The organism is Candidatus Accumulibacter sp. ACC012, from assembly GCF_907163155.1.
Classification (GTDB): Bacteria; Pseudomonadota; Gammaproteobacteria; order Burkholderiales; family Rhodocyclaceae; genus Accumulibacter; species Accumulibacter delftensis.
In genome coordinates, this window is the sequence record NZ_CAJQUC010000008.1 from 134,872 (window position 1) to 150,680 (window position 15,809).

Sequence of the window (15,809 nt, forward strand, 5' to 3'; positions counted from 1 at the left end):
TTGATTGCACCGAGAATGGCCATTACTTCAGCTCCGCCAGCAGTTGGTCGATTTGCTCGGGATTCATCCAGCTGCACATCCGACGATTGTTGACGATCATCACCGGCGCGTCGCCGCAAGCGCCCATGCACTCGCCTTCCTTGAGTGTGATCAGGCCATCCAGCGTCGTTTCGTTATAGCCGATACCCAGCTTGTTCTTGAGATACTCGCCGGCATCGACACCGCCACTGAGCATGCACGGCAAATTGGTGCACACCGACAGCTTGTACTTGCCGACAGGCTTGAGGTCGTACATGTTGTAGAAGGTCGCCACCTCGTAGGCGGCCACCGGCGCCATGCCGAGATAGTTGGCCACGCACTCGATCGCTTCACTGGACAACCAGCCCTGCTGCTCCTGGGCAATCGCCAGGGCGGCCATCACCGCCGACTGCTTTTGCTCCGCCGGATACTTGGCGATTTCGCGGTCAATTCTCTTGAGGGATTCTGAAGTCAACATCAGCGGTCAATCTCGCCAAAAACAACGTCTTGCGAACCAATAATGGTAACCACATCGGCCAGCATGTGACCGCGCGCCATCTCGTCCATTGCCGACAGGTGCACGTAGCCCGGAGCACGTATCTTCAAGCGGTAAGGCTTGTTCGCCCCGTCAGAAATAATGTAGATACCGAACTCTCCCTTGGGATGCTCGACCGCCGAATATGCCTCACCTTCAGGCACGTGCATGCCTTCGGTACACAGCTTGAAGTGATGAATCAGTTCTTCCATGTTCGACTTCATGGCTTCGCGATCGGGTGGCGCAACCTTGTGGTTGTCGGACATCACCGGGCCCGGATTCTTCCGTAGCCAGTCGATACACTGCTTGAGGATGCGGTTCGACTGCCGCATCTCTTCCATGCGCACCAGGTAGCGATCGTAGGAATCACCGGTCTTGCCAATCGGGATGTCGAATTCGACCCGATCATAGACTTCGTAAGGCTGCTTCTTGCGCAAATCCCAGGCAATCCCCGAGCCGCGCAGCATCGGACCGGTAAAACCACGCTGCAGCGCGCGCTCGGGAGTAACGATGGCCACATCGACCAGGCGCTGCTTCCAGATCCGGTTATCGGTGAGCAGCGTCTCGTACTCATCGAGCAATTTCGGAAAACGTGCGGCGAAATCGTCAAGAAAATCGAGTAGCGAACCACTGCGCGCCTCGTTGAAAGGCTTGATCTGCGCGGCGCTCTTCCACTTCGACTCCTGGTATTGCGACATGCGATCGGGCAGGTCGCGGTAGACGCCGCCCGGCCGGTAGTAGGCCGCGTGCATGCGCGCACCGGAAACCGCTTCGTAGGCATCAACCAGGTCTTCGCGCTCACGGAAGGCGTAGAGCACCATGGTCATCGCGCCGACGTCAAGGCCATGACAGCCGACCCACAGGAGGTGATTGAGGATGCGCGTGATTTCGTCGAACATCACCCGGATGTACTGCGCCCGGATGGGCACCTCGACCTGCAGGAGGCGCTCGACAGCCATGCAATAAGCATGCTCGTTGCACATCATCGACATGTAGTCGAGACGATCCATGTACGGCACCGTCTGAATCCAGGTCTTCGTTTCAGCGAGTTTTTCGGTCGCCCGGTGGAGCAGACCGATATGCGGATCGGCACGCATGACGACTTCGCCGTCAAGCTCCAGAACCATCCGCAGCACGCCGTGCGCAGCCGGGTGCTGTGGCCCGAAGTTGAGAGTGAAGTTGCGCAGTTCAGGCATTTTCGGCGTTCCCGTAGGTCGCTTCACGAACGATCCGCGGCGTTATCTCGCGCGGCTCGATGGTCACCGGTTGATAGATCACGCGCTGCTGCTCGGGGTCGTAGCGCATTTCGACGTAACCGGAAATCGGAAAATCCTTGCGGAAGGGATGGCCGATAAAGCCGTAGTCGGTGAGAATCCTGCGCAGGTCGTCATGCCCCGGAAAAACGATGCCGAAGAGGTCGAAAGCTTCGCGCTCGAACCAGTTGACGCTGTTCCAGATCGAAGTCACCGAAGGCAGGGACGGAAAATCGTCATCAGGCGCAAAACAGCGTACGCGCAGGCGCCAATTCTTGGCGATCGACAACAGGTGACTGACGGCCGCGAAGCGGCGACCCTCGCGCGGCTGATTGCCATACGTCGAGTAGTCAACACCGCACAAGTCGATCAGCTCTTCAAAAGCGAGGTCAGGCTCGTCGCGCAACGACAGCATGACGGAGAAATAGTCGGCGGCATCCACCTCGAGAGTCGCCTCGCCGAACGCCAACTTCAGGGACTTCACTCGATCACCGAGACACTGCTGCAGGTTCTGGCTAAGCGCTTCCAACTTGGCGGACATGACTCACTCTCAATCGGTTGTGTTCAGCGGGCGATGGTACTGGTCCGACGAATCTTGTTCTGCAACTGTATCAGACCATAAATCAGCGCCTCGGCCGTCGGCGGACAGCCCGGAACATAGATATCGACGGGAACGATGCGGTCACAACCACGCACCACCGAGTAGGCGTAATGATAGTAACCACCGCCATTGGCGCAGGAACCCATCGAGATCACCCAACGCGGCTCGGCCATCTGGTCGTAAACCTTGCGCATTGCCGGCGCCATCTTGTTGGTCAGAGTCCCGGCGACAACCATCACATCAGACTGCCGGGGACTGGGACGAAAAACGATGCCGAAACGGTCCAGGTCGTAGCGCGAACAGCCGGCATGAATCATCTCGATGGCACAACAGGCAAGCCCGAAGCTCATGGGCCACATCGAACCGGTACGCACGTAGTTGATCAGCTTGTCGGCCGTCGTGGTGACGAAGCCTTCCTGCAGGATGCCGTCAATTCCCATCGCTCACTCCCAGTCCAGCGCGCCCTTGGCCCAGGCATAGACGTAGCCGACGACCAGAATGGCGATGAAAACCACCATCTCGATGAAACCAAACCACTTCACCGAATCGGTTTCGACAATCTCTTTGAAGATCGTCGCCCACGGCAGGAGGAAAGCGACTTCGAGATCGAAAAGAATAAAGATGATGGCAATCAGGTAGTAGCGCACATCGAACTTCATGCGCGCATCTTCGAAAGCCTCGAAGCCGCATTCGTACGGGGAGAGCTTTGCGCTGTCGGGACGATGCGGAGCGACCATCATCCCCATCACCACCGGCATGAGGCCGAAGGCCACACCAATCAGTATGAAGACAAGTACCGGGAAATAGCCTTCCAGCATGATCCGCCCCACAAGCGCTTCGATTCAGACTTACAGCCACCCATTTTGAATGGCCACTCCTGGTGCCGACGATGAGACTCGAACTCACACGACCGAAGTCACTACCCCCTCAAGATAGCGTGTATACCAATTTCACCACGTCGGCATTACCACATTCAGCAGGCGAGAACTTCGAGGAATGCAACAACACAACTTCTCTCGCCGCCGCTTTCAAACCCGATTACCGGGGAATATCCTTCGCCTTCGAGTCAGGATTTGCTGGCACCTGACCCTGCTCCACAGCACCCGATGGCGACGCTGGAACAGGCGCAGATCTTACCGCATCCTCCATCACACTGCCAGTCGTTTTTGGCGCGCTCGATGCCAGATACGCCAGCGACAAGCTGGTCACAAAGAAGACCGTCGCCAGCACCGCGGTGGCGCGACTAAGGAAATTGGCGGAACCGGTCGCGCCAAAAAGGCTGCCCGAAGAGCCACTGCCAAAAGCAGCACCCATGTCAGCGCCCTTGCCGTGCTGCACCAGGACGAGACCGATCACGCTGACAGCTGCCAGGAGGTGCACCGCCAGAACCACAGAAAAAAGATATTCCATATAACCTCTTCGTCTACCCGTCGCACGGCCGCGCCAAGGCCAGAAAAACTTTGTTAGTATACCGAGTTCGGACGGCACGGGTCAATTGACGATCACCGCATTGACGAGATCACTGACCGTCAAGCGGCACGAACCAGGAGAACCCGGCAAGAATGATGATCCTGACTGGCAAACCGCCCCCGTGCAGCGAAAAGACAAGAACCTTATCCCCTCCCAGCCGACATCCGGCAGCGATGGTCGACAAGGCCGCCATAGCAGCTTATGTGCCCAGCCAGTAGAAGCGCCTTCGCGGAACGCATTCGCGGGTTGCTGGGAGCGCTGGCAGGGCCGTTGCCCTGGCAGCGAGAGCGAAGGGCAGCAAACTTGATCGACGTCAGCGAGAAGGCCGGCGTGCGCTACCTCCACTTCTCTTCCGACTGGGTGCAGGGGGCGATGCGCCTGCAGCGCCCGAACACGCTCGAGCTTCCCTACACCCGCGAGATGATGGCCGGACTATTGCTCCGCGAGCCGCCATGGCCACGCGAAGCCTTGCTGATCGGGCTGGGGGCTGGATCGCTGGCCAAGTTCATCTACCATCAGCTGCCAGAAACGAAAATCACCGCCGTCGAAATCGACCCCCAGGTCGAAGTCATCGCCCGACTGCACTTCGAACTCCCCGACGACCCGCGGCGCCTGCGGGTGCTGATCGGTGACGGCGCCGCACACATGCTCGCCGGCGACAGCCGCTATGACTACATCCTGGTCGACGGCTTTGACAAGAAAGCTCGCGCCGGCGTCCTCGACACCCAGCCCTTCTACCAGGCCTGCCGTTCGCGCCTGAGCGATAGCGGGCTGCTAGCGGTCAACCTGCTCGGCCGCGAACGCGGATTCCAGGCCAGCAGCCAGCGCATCGCCGACGCCTTTGACGGTCGCGCGCTGGTCTTTCCGTCGTGCGACAGCGGCAACGCCATCGCCTTTGCCGCCGCCGGCGACCCGGTCGATAGCAGTTTCGACGAACTGATCAGCCGTGCCCATCAATGCCAGGCCGCGACCGGGCTCAATCTGCTGCCGACCATCGCTCGCCTGCAAGTCGCACGCCGCCAGCAAGGCGATCGCCTGACGATCTGAGCGCTGCTTTCGCCACCCCGCCAGCAGGGCTCGGCAGCGCGCGGAAGACGAGTATACTTGCCGCCTCCAGACGCCTCCGGCAGCCTTGTTTGCAAAGCACTTACCGATGACCTCCGCACCCACCTCCGCACCAACCTCCCAAGACGCCACTTTTGTTGCGCTTGCCGAAACGGAAGCGTCGGCGCTGCCGCGCGCATGGTCGCAACGTGTGCACACGCAAATGGCCGCTGACGAGCAGGTGCTGGCGTGGCTGGAAATCGACCTGGACACCAGCTTGCGCTTCGCCGCCGGCCTGATCGTGGTCAGCAATGCACGCCTGCTGGCAATGTCGTCAGGCGACGAGAGCGTGCGCAGCTGGCCTTACCAGCCCGGCCTCAGTCTGTCGCGCAGCGACCATGCCGGAGTCGGCACTCTCGAGCTGTGCGCGACCGAGGCACGCCTGGCGCACTGGCACTACACGCTCGCTGCCGACGTCGCAGCCGGACGGCTGATCGACCACTTTACGCGGCAATTGCATTTCCACGTCAGCGGCAGCCTGCCGGCAGCAACAACGCAGAGACTGTGTCCAAGCTGCGAAACGCCCCTCCTAGCCGGCCAGGAACAGTGCCCCGTGTGCAGCAAGGAGATTCACCAAGCGCCTTCGACCTGGACACTGCTGCGCCTCGGGCGCTTCGCCAGGCCCTACCGCGGGCAGTTGCTCGCCGGCTTCCTGCTCTCGCTGTTGGGCACCGCGGCAACCCTGGTACCCCCCTACCTGACCATGCCGCTGATGGACAAGGTGCTGATCCCCTACCAGAACGGCCAGATGATCGATCCCGCTCTGGTCGCGCTCTATCTCTCCGGCCTGCTCGGCGCCGCACTGGTCGCCTGGACCCTCGGCTGGGCGCGCACCTACATCCTGGCGCTGGTCTCCGAGCGCATCGGTGCCGATCTCCGTACGGCCACCTACGAACACTTGTTGACGCTCTCGCAGGAGTACTTCGGCGGCAAGCGAACCGGCGACCTGATGGCCCGTATCGGTTCGGAGACTGACCGCATCAACGTCTTCCTGTCGCTGCACCTGCTCGATTTCGCCACCGACGTGCTGATGATCGTGATGACCACCATCATCCTGATGTCGATCGACATCAGGCTGGCGCTGGTGACCCTCTTGCCGCTACCGATCATCGCCTGGCTGATCCACATCGTACGCGAGAGGCTGCGCACCGGCTTCGAGCGCGTGGACCGGGTATGGGCCGAAGTCACCAACGTGCTCGCCGACACCATTCCCGGCATTCGTGTGGTCAAGGCTTTTGCCCAGGAAGCGCGTGAGACCAGCCGTTTCCGCACCGCCAACGCGCACAATCTCGAGGTCAATGACCGGGTCAACAAAGTCTGGTCGCTGTTTTCGCCAACCGTCACCCTACTCACCGAGATCGGCCTGCTGATCGTCTGGGCGTTCGGCATCTGGCAGATCGCCAAGGACCACATCAGCGTCGGCGTGCTGACCGCGTTTCTGGCCTACATCAGCCGCTTCTACCTGCGCCTCGACTCGATGAGCCGCATCGTCTCGGTGACCCAGAAAGCCGCCGCTGGCGCCAAGCGCATCTTCGATATCCTCGATCACGTCTCCAGCGTTCCCGACCCGGCCACTCCGGTGCACCTGCCGAAAGTCACCGGCCGCATCGAACTGCGCGGCGTCGGCTTCCGCTACGGAACGCGCAGCGTCACCCGCGACATCAATATCACCATCGCCCCCGGCGAAATGGTCGGCCTGGTTGGTCACAGCGGCTCCGGCAAGAGCACCCTGGTCAACCTGATCTGCCGTTTCTATGACGTCAGTGAAGGCGCCATCCTGATCGATGGTGTCGACATCCGCTCGCTGCCCGTGGCCGAGTACCGCAAACATATCGGCCTGGTGCTGCAGGAACCGTTCCTCTTCTTCGGCACCATTGCCGAAAACATCGCCTACGGAAAACCCGCGGCGACGCGTGCCGAGGTCGTCGCTGCTGCACGCGCCGCGCACGCGCACGAGTTCATCCTGCGCCTGGCGCACGGCTACGACTCGCTGGTCGGCGAACGCGGCCAGGCACTCTCGGGCGGCGAGCGACAGCGCATCTCGATCGCCCGGGCGCTGCTCATCGACCCACCGATCCTGATCCTCGACGAAGCGACGTCGTCGGTCGACACGAGCACCGAGAAAGAGATTCAGAAAGCCCTCGACAACCTGGTTCGCGGGCGCACGACGATTGCCATTGCGCACCGCCTGTCCACCCTGCGCGATGCCGATCGCCTGGTCGTTCTCGACCGCGGCAGTGTCGTCGAAGTCGGCAGCCACGAGCAGCTGATGGCTTGCGAGGGTCACTACTACCGCCTCTACCAGGCGCAGGCGCGCAACGTCGACGATGAAGACAGCCTGCCCAGCATTGATCTCGCACGCGCCGCCGAAGGAGAACGCCAATGATCCCCGCGCCCGACTATCGCTTGCAGCGCAACCCTTTCGGACGACTCGAGCTGACCACGGCCGACGGTGAAACGCACGTCGGCGTGGTGCCTGTTCGCGCCTTCCCGATCAGCGCTCCGGACGACGGCATCGGCCTGGTCGACCCGCATGGCCACGAACTGGCGTGGATCGAGCGCCTGAGCGAACTGCCGGACGACCTGCGTACCCTGGTCGAAAACGAACTCGCGGGCCGTGAATTCATTCCCGAAATCAAGCGCCTGATCAGCGTTTCAAGCTTTGCCACGCCGAGTACCTGGGAGGTCGAAACCGATCGCCGCACGACCCGTTTCGTCCTCAAGGGCGAAGAAGATATCCGCCGCCTCGACGCTCCGGCCTTGCTGATCGCCGACAGCCATGGCATTCACTTCCTGATTCGCGACCGCTACGCGCTCGACGCGCATAGCCGGCGGCTTCTGGACCGCTTCCTGTGAACCTGGCGACAGCCATGGCCGCGTCCAGCGCTCGGCCCGGTCGGTCCTCCGGTCAGCCAAATGGCCGCTGCCGCGTTATTGCCACGACAAACGCGCTCGTACCTCGCCGCAAACATCCTGCGACCCCTCGAACCCTTCCCCCGGCCCTTCTCCCGCAGCGGGGAGAAGGGAGATTCGTGAGTCGCGTACGCGACTTCCACAGTAAGCCGCCGTGCCTGGAATGACTAAATGAAGAGCAAAGACATCAAGTTTCTCGAGATCCGCTACCTGCGTGGTCCGAACATCTGGACCTACCGTCCGGTCATCGAAGCGGTCGTCGATATCGGCGAACTCGAAGACTTCCCGTCGAACGCCATCCCGGGCTTCTACGAACGCCTCACCGCGTTTCTGCCATCGCTGATCGAACACCGCTGCAGCTACGGTGAGCGCGGCGGCTTCCTGCGCCGCCTCCAGGAAGGCACCTGGCCGGCGCACATCCTCGAACATGTCACCCTCGAACTGCAGAACCTTGCCGGCATGCCCGGGGGTTTCGGCCGCGCCCGAGAAACCTCGAGGCGTGGCGTGTACAAGGTCGTCGTTCGCGCCTGGCACGATGAAGTGACCCGCGCCAGCCTGTTTTCGGGCCGCGAACTGCTCCTCGCCGCCATTCAGGATACGCCTTTCGACGTCGCCGCAACGGTCGCCCAGCTGACCGACATGGCCGAACGCAAACTGCTCGGGCCGAGCACCGCTTGCATCGTTGACGCCGCAACAGACAAAGACCGACGCATCCCGGCGGTTCGCCTGTTGGCCTCCGGCAATCTCGTGCAGCTTGGCTACGGCTCGCGCAGCCGACGCATCTGGACCGCCGAGACCGACCGCACCAGCGCCATCGCCGAGGGCATCTCGCGGGACAAGGATCTGACCAAGAGCCTGCTCTCCTCGTGCGGCGTACCGGTCCCCGAAGGGCGCCTGGTCGACAGCGCCGACGACGCCTGCGAAGCCGCCGAGGACATCGGCTACCCGGTCGTCGTCAAGCCTTCCGACGGCAACCACGCGCGCGGCGTATTCACCAATCTGATCACTCGTGCAGAAGTCGAATCAGCCTATGCCGCCGCCGTCGAGGAAGGCAGCGGGGTCATCGTCGAACGCTTTGTGCGCGGCTCGGAGCACCGCTTGCTGGTGATTGGCGGCAAGCTGGTCGCTGCCGCCCGCGGCGAGACCGCCAAAGTCATTGCTGACGGCGAGTCGACCATCGACCAGCTGATCGACAGCCAGATCAACTCTGACCCCCGCCGTGGTGCGGAGGAGGAGTACCCGCTCGACATCCTCTCGCTGAGCGACAATCCGGTAGCCCGGCTGGAAGTCACGCGCCAGGGCTTCAGCGGCGATTCGATCCCGCCCGCTGGTCGCGAAGTGCTGATCGTGCGCAGCGGCAACCATACCGACGACATCACCGACAGCGTACACCCCGATACCGCCGCCACCGCTGCGCTGGCAGCGCGCATCGTCGGACTCGACATCGCCGGCGTGGACCTGGTCTGCGAAGACATCTCCCAGCCGCTCGACGAGCAGCGCGGCGCGATCGTCGAGGTCAACGCCGGCCCGGGACTGCTGATGCACCTGAAACCGGAAAGCGGCGAGCCGCGCCCGGTGGGTCGCGCCATCGTCGACCAATTATTCCCCAACGGTGACGACGGCCGCATCCCGGTGATCGGCGTCAGCGGCAGTTTCGGCAAGACCACCGTCGCCAGTCTCATCGCACGCATTCTGGCCCTCTCCGGCAAACACACCGGGCTGGCCTGCAGCGACGGACTGTTCCTCGACCGGCGCTGCATCGCCAAGGACGACAGCGCCAACTGGGCTGCAGCCAACCGCATCCTGATGAACCGGGCCGTCGACGCGGCGGTACTGGAAAACGGCGGCGACACCATTCTTGGCGAAGGCCTGGCCTACGACCGCTGCCTGATCGGCGTGATCACCAACGTCGATGCGAGCACGCATTTCGGCCGTTACGACATCGAAACCCCGGAGCAGGTGTTCACCATCCTGCGCACCCAGGTCGACCTGGTGCTGCCCGGCGGTGCCGCGGTACTCAATGCCGGCCATCCAATGCTCGTCGACATGGCGCCCCTGTGCGACGGAGAAGTCATTTTCTTTGCCACGGACCCCGAGCAAGCGGCCCTGATCGAACACCGGGCACAAGGCAAGCGCGCGGTATTCGCTCGCCACGGACAGGTAGTCCTCGCCAGCGGTAAGGAGGAGATGTCGATCGTCAGCCTGGAGAGTATTCCGCTGACCGATGCTGGCCGCGTCGACTTTGAAATCGAGAACGTTCTCGCCGCCACCGCTGCGGCCTGGGCGCTCGGCATCGGGCCGGAATTGATCCGCACCGGGCTGGAAACCTTCACCGTCGCCTGAGACGATGATCCGCTGGCCCACCCATTAGAAGTAAGGAAGTACGCCCAGAGCGGCCGCGCCATAGCCTGATCGGCGCGCGTCGAACCCGGAAAACATAGCAGCCATGCGGACACCCCTGGTCATCCGCAGCGAAGCAGAAAGGGAAACTGTTCATGGAAGTATCGCGTATCCGCGCTCTGCGCGGCCCCAACCTCTGGAGCCGGCATACGGCCATCGAGGCGATCGTCTCTTGCGCTGAAGGTGAGCGCAGTATCGACGACCTGCCCGGCTTCGAGGATCGTCTGCGCGCGCGTTTCCCGGAACTGGCCATGCTGCATCCGGCGGGCCATGATGAAGCGGTGTCGATGGCCCAGGCGCTGGAGTTCGCGACCCTCGGCCTGCAGGCACAGGCCGGTTGCCCGGTCACCTTCAGCCGTACCGCCAGGACCCTGGAAGCCGGCACCTATCAGGTGGTCGTAGAATACAGCGAAGAAGTCGTCGGCCGCCTGGCTTTCGAACTGGCCCAGGAGCTCTGCCGGGCAGCGGTTGACGAAGAGGCTTTCGACCTCGACGACGCGCTCAACCGTCTGCGCGAACTCGACGAGGACGTACGCCTCGGCCCGAGCACCGGAGCCATCGTCTATGCGGCGATGGCCCGCAACATCCCTTATCGGCGGCTGACCGAGGGCAGCATGGTGCAGTTCGGCTGGGGCAGTCGCCAGCGACGCATACAGGCCGCCGAAACCGATCGCACCAGCGCCGTCGCCGAAGCCATCGCCCAGGACAAGGAGTTGGCCAAGATCCTGCTGCACGCGGCCGGCGTTCCAGTCCCTGCCGGACGACCGGTACTGAGCCGCGAAGACGCCTGGGCAGCGGCCTGCGAGATCGACGGCCCGGTGGTCGTCAAACCGCAGGATGGCAACCAGGGCAAAGGCGTCGCCGTCAACCTGGTCAGCCGCGAGCAGATCGAGGCCGCCTACACGATCGCCTTCCAAGTCAGCGATGAAGTCCTCGTCGAGCGCTACATCCCGGGCCACGACTACCGCCTGCTGGTGGTCGGCAACAAATTGATCGCCGCGGCTCGCCGCGATCCGCCGCTGGTCGTCGGCGATGGCGTGCATGACATTCGGGGTCTCGTCGAGCGGGTCAACAGCGATCCACGGCGCGGCGAAGGCCACGCCACTTCGCTGACCCGGATTCGCCTCGACGAAGTAGCCCTGGCGCGCCTGGCGAGTGGCGGGCTGACCCCGGAATCGGTGCCGCCGAAAGGCTCGCGCGTTGTTCTGCGCAACAACGCCAACCTGTCGACCGGCGGGACGGCCACCGACGTCACCGACGACGTGCATCCCGAGTTCGCCGCCCAGGCAATCGCCGCGGCGCAGACCATCGGGCTCGATATTGCCGGCGTCGACGTCGTCTGCGACAGCGTCCTGCGGCCGCTCGAGGCCCAGGGTGGTGGCATCGTGGAACTCAACGCCGCGCCAGGTCTGCGCATGCACCTGCAGCCGTCGTTCGGCAAGGGGCGACCGGTTGGCGAGGCGATCATCGGCAACATGTTCGCCGACGGCGACGAAGCGCGCATCCCGCTGGTCGCGGTAGCCGGAACCAACGGCAAGACGACCACCGTCCGTCTGATTGCCCATATCTTCGCCGAACAGGGGCTACGCGTCGGCATGACTACCACCGACGGCGTCTATATCGAGGGTCGGCGCATCGACAGCGGTGACTGCAGTGGTCCGAAAAGCGCCAGAAACGTTCTCTTCCACCCCCACGTCGATGCTGCGGTACTCGAAACGGCACGCGGCGGCGTGCTGCGCGAAGGGCTCGGCTTCGACCGCTGCGACGTCGCCGTGGTCACCAACATCGGGCTGGGCGACCACCTCGGACTGTCCTATATCAGCACCGTCGAGGACCTGGCGGTAGTCAAGCGGGTCATCGTTCAGAACGTCCGGCACGAGACCGGCGTCGCCGTGCTCAACGCCGCCGATCCGATGGTGTCACGAATGGCCGACTCCTGCCCGGGGAAGGTCACCTTCTTCGCTGCTGACCGCAACCATCCGCTGATGGCCCTGCACCGCGCGCAAAGAAAGCGCGTCGTCTACCGCGACAACGATTCGATCGTCGCCTCGGGAGGCGGGATCGAACACCACGTCGCGCTGGCCAGAATTCCGATCACGCAGAATGGCGCCATCGGTTTCCAGGTCGACAACACGATGGCCGCCATCGCCGCGGCCTGGGCGCTGGAGATTCCCTGGGCGACCATCGAAAGCGCTCTGGCCAGCTTCGTCAATGACGCCCAGACGGCGCCCGGACGTTTCAACGTCTTCAACTATCGTGGCGCCACGCTGGTCGCCGACTACGGCCATAACCCGGACGCCATCCAGGCCCTGGTTGATGCCATCGACAACCTGCCGGCGCCGCCCGACAGTCGCCGCTCGGTCGTCATCAGTGGTGCCGGCGACCGACGTGATGAAGACATCCGCGGCCAGACCGAGATTCTCGGCGGCGCCTTCGATCGTGTCGTGCTCTATCAGGATCAATGCCAGCGCGGCCGCGCCGATGGTGAAGTACTGGCCCTGCTACAGCAGGGGCTGATCAACGCCACGCGCACGTCCAAGGTCCAGGAAGTTCATGGCGAGTTTCTGGCGATCGACACCGCGCTGGCCGAATTGCAGCCAGGCGACCTGTGCCTGATCCTGATTGATCAGATCGAAGAAGCTCTCGAACACATCAGCAAACGCCTTGCCGAGGGCTGAAATGGCCTGCTCTCGCGGCGCTGCCGCGGAGCAGCGTCAGAGCGGCACTTGCGGCTTCTGGTAGGTCCAGGAGAAGCGGCCAGACGAGCCCGAGAACAATTCTTTGGTCGCCGCATCCGACGCCCGCAGTCGGATCTTCAGTTCCTTGCGCGGCAGCGCATTCAGCGGCGTATCGGCGAGCTTGACCTGCAGCGCACTGATCCGCGTCTCGCCTTCGACGCGCTCGACCGTGCACGCCAGTTCGCCGCAGGCCTGCTCTGCAGCGGCCAGGGCTGCGTCGATTTCCAAGCCCATGCGCGTCGACTGGACGACCAACTCATTGATTGCTTCAGCCAACAAAGAACAGGTCTTCAAGACCGGGGTGACGACTGCCGAGAGGCGACGCCAGCCAGCCTCCTGCTCGGGAGTCAGGGTCACTTCGCCGCGCCGAAACTTGCTGGCCAGGCGCAGATAGCTGGTGACATCCTTGCCGCCACGCACGGCGTCCAGCTTTGCGCGATGAGCGGCGATTTCTTTTTCCAGCACGGCGCGCTTCTCCTGCAAGGCGACAATACCGGCCTCCTCGTTCGATGCATCGGGCAGCAGTAACAGGAACACGTTGCCGATTTCCTTGCGCATGCGCGCGCTCTGCACCTGAATATTCCTGGCTGCCGCAGCGCAAGCTTCTGCGAGTTCAAGGGACAGCGCATCGGCAACGATGTCGCACAGCGTCGCTCGTTCGATGACCACCTGCCGCGCGATGATCGTGCAGTTGTCCGCTCTCTTCAACGTCACGCAACCATGCGGCGCAATCAGGGTCGCTCCGGAGGCAACGCCTTCGACGATGATGTCGCCGTCGTCATTGCTGGCACTGCCGCCGACCAGGTTCTGTTTCAAACGGACCGTACCGCCGGTGGACACGATGCTGCCAAAGACATCGGCGAAAGCGGTGATACTGCGACAGGTAACGACCCGCTTCTCCTGGATTTCACCGTGTTGCTCGTACTCTTCGCCGGTCAACATGAGGTCGCCGGTGGTGCGTGCGCTGACGCCCTCGTGACTGACGATCTTGTCGGTCACCGAAAATTGATGGCTGCGAGTATCGATAGTGAGGAAGCCACAGACCGACGCCAACAGGAATTCGCCGTCTGCTTCGCGGCTGAGCAGCGTACCGGCACCGGCCATGCGCGCCAGGTCGAAATCCTTGGGCAAGGGGGCGGGCAGCGCTTCGCCGGTGACATCCCGCCCGTCCACACCGAGAGTACGGGGTGACTTCTTCACCAGGCGCAAGCCGGCAGCGACTTGCGGATAACGCGTCTCGAACTGGCGCAGATCGACCCGGTCGCCAAGCAGGCGACGCGGAGCATTGTTGCGATGCAAGCCAGGCGCCTGCTCGGTCACTTCGGCATTCTTGCCGGCCACGAAGGGCCGGCTGCGGGCGACCACGCGCCGCTCGGGTTTGTCGAGCTGGATGCCCTCCCGCAGCGCCGCGATATCGATTCCGAAGCGCACCCCGCGCGTCCAAGCGCTGGCAATGAACTCATCCACATCCAGCCAGGCACGGGTCTCCAGCAGCCCGCCAGCGAACTGCTGCCGCGGGCTGCTGGCGCTGTCTTCCACTGCCTGTTCGTCACTCGCTGCATCGAGGTAGATCGGCTCGAAGAGATAAATCGCCTCGCCGCGCTGAATCCGCAGTTCCTTGTACAAGGACTGGCGCTGCGGCCGAAAGGTGGCGATATCCAGCGCCAGGAACACCTCTGCGGGTGCCGCCTGCTCGCGACTCGCCGGATCGTCGTAGAGGAGAGACTGAAACTGCGCGTAATCGAGCGCCCGGAAGTAAAGCCCCAAGGCAAAGGTGCGCTCGACAAAGTCGGCAAAATCGGCCGGCGAATCGAGTCGCGACAAGTTCACATACAGGCCGTCCGCGCGCTTGACGATGTAGCGCGACAAGGCGATCTGTCCGTCCTCGAGGTCGGCAAGGTTGCCGATGGCGCTTTTCGGTTCTTCAGGCAAGGTCATGGTCCATTCAGCTCGATGTGGTTTGCTGGTGGCGCGCCTTTCAGCGTATCAGAAAGCGACGCCCGCGGGCCAGCGGACGCGACCATGGAGGAACTCGCATGTCAGCGCGCAAGGGACAACTGCGTTACATTTACTATCGTCCACCCTTTGTCCCGGCGTGGCGAAAACCCTTTATGAGTTCAGCCATGCCTCAGCCACGCTTCTTTGCGCCCTTATTGGTCCTCATCCTCGCCGCCTGTGCCAGCTATCCGCCGGACGGACCGAGCGTGATGGCCTTGCCCGGATCGGGACAGTCTTTCACCAAGTTTCGCGACGACGATGAAGCTTGCCGGACCTACGCCAACCAGGCGATTGGCGGCGCGACGCCGGCAACGACAGCCGTCAATTCCGGTGTCGCCAGCGCCGCGGTGGGAACGCTCGTCGGTGCTGCCGTGGGCGCCGCGATCGATGGTTCGAGCGGTGCCGCGGTCGGCGCTGGCGTCGGCCTGCTCGCTGGCAGCGTCGGCGGCGTCGCCGCCAGCAACGCCTCCGCGTACACCTTGCAGCAACGTTACGACCAGAGCTACATCCAGTGCATGTACGCGCGCGGCCAGAAAGTGCCCTTGGTCGGCGGTTTCGCGGTATCGGAAGGCTACACCACAAGACCTGCTGGCGCGCCTCTTTCGCCGCCGCCAGCACCGCCATTCGGCGCACCGCCACCCCCACCGCCATCGCCACCGCGGGGCGCCCCCCCCGCGCCACCACCGCGCTAGCCGCATCGTTGCACTCAGCGACCGTCGCCCGCCTTCCGAGGGCCGGCCGGGAAGGGGTGCAAGAGATTCGCGCGGGGCGCTCTGGCA

At 63.1% G+C, this 15,809-nt stretch carries 12 protein-coding genes, 1 tRNA gene and 1 pseudogene; 6 read left to right on the top strand and 8 right to left on the bottom strand.

Translation table 11 applies throughout. The annotated features are described in order from the left end of the window. Positions 1–22: 22 nt before the first annotated feature. From nuoE to secG, 7 genes are all read right to left on the bottom strand, one after another. Positions 23–496, bottom strand: coding sequence for an NADH-quinone oxidoreductase subunit NuoE (gene nuoE, locus QZ648_RS10310; RefSeq protein WP_169064913.1), 474 nt, complete (start codon positions 494–496; stop codon positions 23–25). After that, complete coding sequence (locus tag QZ648_RS10315) at positions 496–1,749, bottom strand: NADH-quinone oxidoreductase subunit D (RefSeq protein WP_291996931.1); 1,254 nt, start codon at positions 1,747–1,749, stop codon at positions 496–498. The genes nuoE and QZ648_RS10315 overlap by 1 nt, the downstream gene beginning before the upstream one ends. Beyond that, positions 1,742–2,347, bottom strand: coding sequence for an NADH-quinone oxidoreductase subunit C (locus tag QZ648_RS10320; RefSeq protein ID WP_169064914.1), 606 nt, complete (start codon positions 2,345–2,347; stop codon positions 1,742–1,744). Before QZ648_RS10320 ends, QZ648_RS10315 begins: the two co-directional genes overlap by 8 nt. A 23-nt stretch (positions 2,348–2,370) precedes the next feature. Then, complete coding sequence (locus tag QZ648_RS10325; RefSeq protein WP_211203576.1) at positions 2,371–2,847, bottom strand: NADH-quinone oxidoreductase subunit B; 477 nt, start codon at positions 2,845–2,847, stop codon at positions 2,371–2,373. A gap of 3 nt (positions 2,848–2,850) precedes the next feature. Next, positions 2,851–3,225 carry an NADH-quinone oxidoreductase subunit A gene (ndhC, locus tag QZ648_RS10330; RefSeq protein WP_291996932.1) on the bottom strand — a complete coding sequence of 125 codons (375 nt, stop codon included), beginning with the start codon at positions 3,223–3,225 and terminating at the stop codon, positions 2,851–2,853. A 60-nt stretch (positions 3,226–3,285) separates the two neighbouring features. After that, a tRNA-Leu gene (locus tag QZ648_RS10335) sits at positions 3,286–3,370 on the bottom strand. Positions 3,371–3,445: 75 nt separating this feature from the next. Continuing rightward, positions 3,446–3,817 carry a preprotein translocase subunit SecG gene (gene secG / locus QZ648_RS10340; RefSeq protein ID WP_169064922.1) on the bottom strand — a complete coding sequence of 124 codons (372 nt, stop codon included), beginning with the start codon at positions 3,815–3,817 and terminating at the stop codon, positions 3,446–3,448. Positions 3,818–4,180: 363 nt separating this feature from the next. On the opposite strand from secG, the gene QZ648_RS10345 reads away from it, so the two are divergent. The 5 genes and pseudogenes from QZ648_RS10345 (at position 4,181) to cphA (QZ648_RS10365) (ending at position 12,972) form a co-directional block, all read left to right on the top strand. Then, positions 4,181–4,924 carry a fused MFS/spermidine synthase gene (locus QZ648_RS10345; RefSeq protein WP_291996933.1) on the top strand — a complete coding sequence of 248 codons (744 nt, stop codon included), beginning with the start codon at positions 4,181–4,183 and terminating at the stop codon, positions 4,922–4,924. A 220-nt stretch (positions 4,925–5,144) separates the two neighbouring features. Then, positions 5,145–7,367, top strand: coding sequence for an ABC transporter ATP-binding protein (locus tag QZ648_RS10350; protein WP_248595170.1), 2,223 nt, complete (start codon positions 5,145–5,147; stop codon positions 7,365–7,367). Further along, the gene (locus tag QZ648_RS10355) at positions 7,364–7,837 is read left to right on the top strand and encodes a DUF1854 domain-containing protein (RefSeq protein ID WP_211203578.1); all 474 of its coding nucleotides are present in this window, start codon (positions 7,364–7,366) and stop codon (positions 7,835–7,837) included. The genes QZ648_RS10350 and QZ648_RS10355 overlap by 4 nt, the downstream gene beginning before the upstream one ends. 228 nt (positions 7,838–8,065) lie before the next feature. After that, positions 8,066–10,231, top strand: a pseudogene (gene cphA, locus QZ648_RS10360) (cyanophycin synthetase); the annotation flags it as partial. A gap of 158 nt (positions 10,232–10,389) precedes the next feature. Beyond that, positions 10,390–12,972, top strand: coding sequence for a cyanophycin synthetase (cphA, locus tag QZ648_RS10365; RefSeq protein ID WP_291996934.1), 2,583 nt, complete (start codon positions 10,390–10,392; stop codon positions 12,970–12,972). Positions 12,973–13,008: 36 nt separating this feature from the next. On the opposite strand, the gene QZ648_RS10370 is transcribed toward cphA (QZ648_RS10365), so the two are convergent. Beyond that, the gene (locus tag QZ648_RS10370; protein ID WP_291996935.1) at positions 13,009–14,970 is read right to left on the bottom strand and encodes a flagellar assembly protein A; all 1,962 of its coding nucleotides are present in this window, start codon (positions 14,968–14,970) and stop codon (positions 13,009–13,011) included. Positions 14,971–15,155: 185 nt separating this feature from the next. Between QZ648_RS10370 and QZ648_RS10375 the strand changes: the two genes are divergently transcribed. After that, positions 15,156–15,722, top strand: coding sequence for a glycine zipper family protein (locus QZ648_RS10375; protein WP_291996936.1), 567 nt, complete (start codon positions 15,156–15,158; stop codon positions 15,720–15,722). The last annotated feature ends 87 nt before the right edge of the window (positions 15,723–15,809 follow it).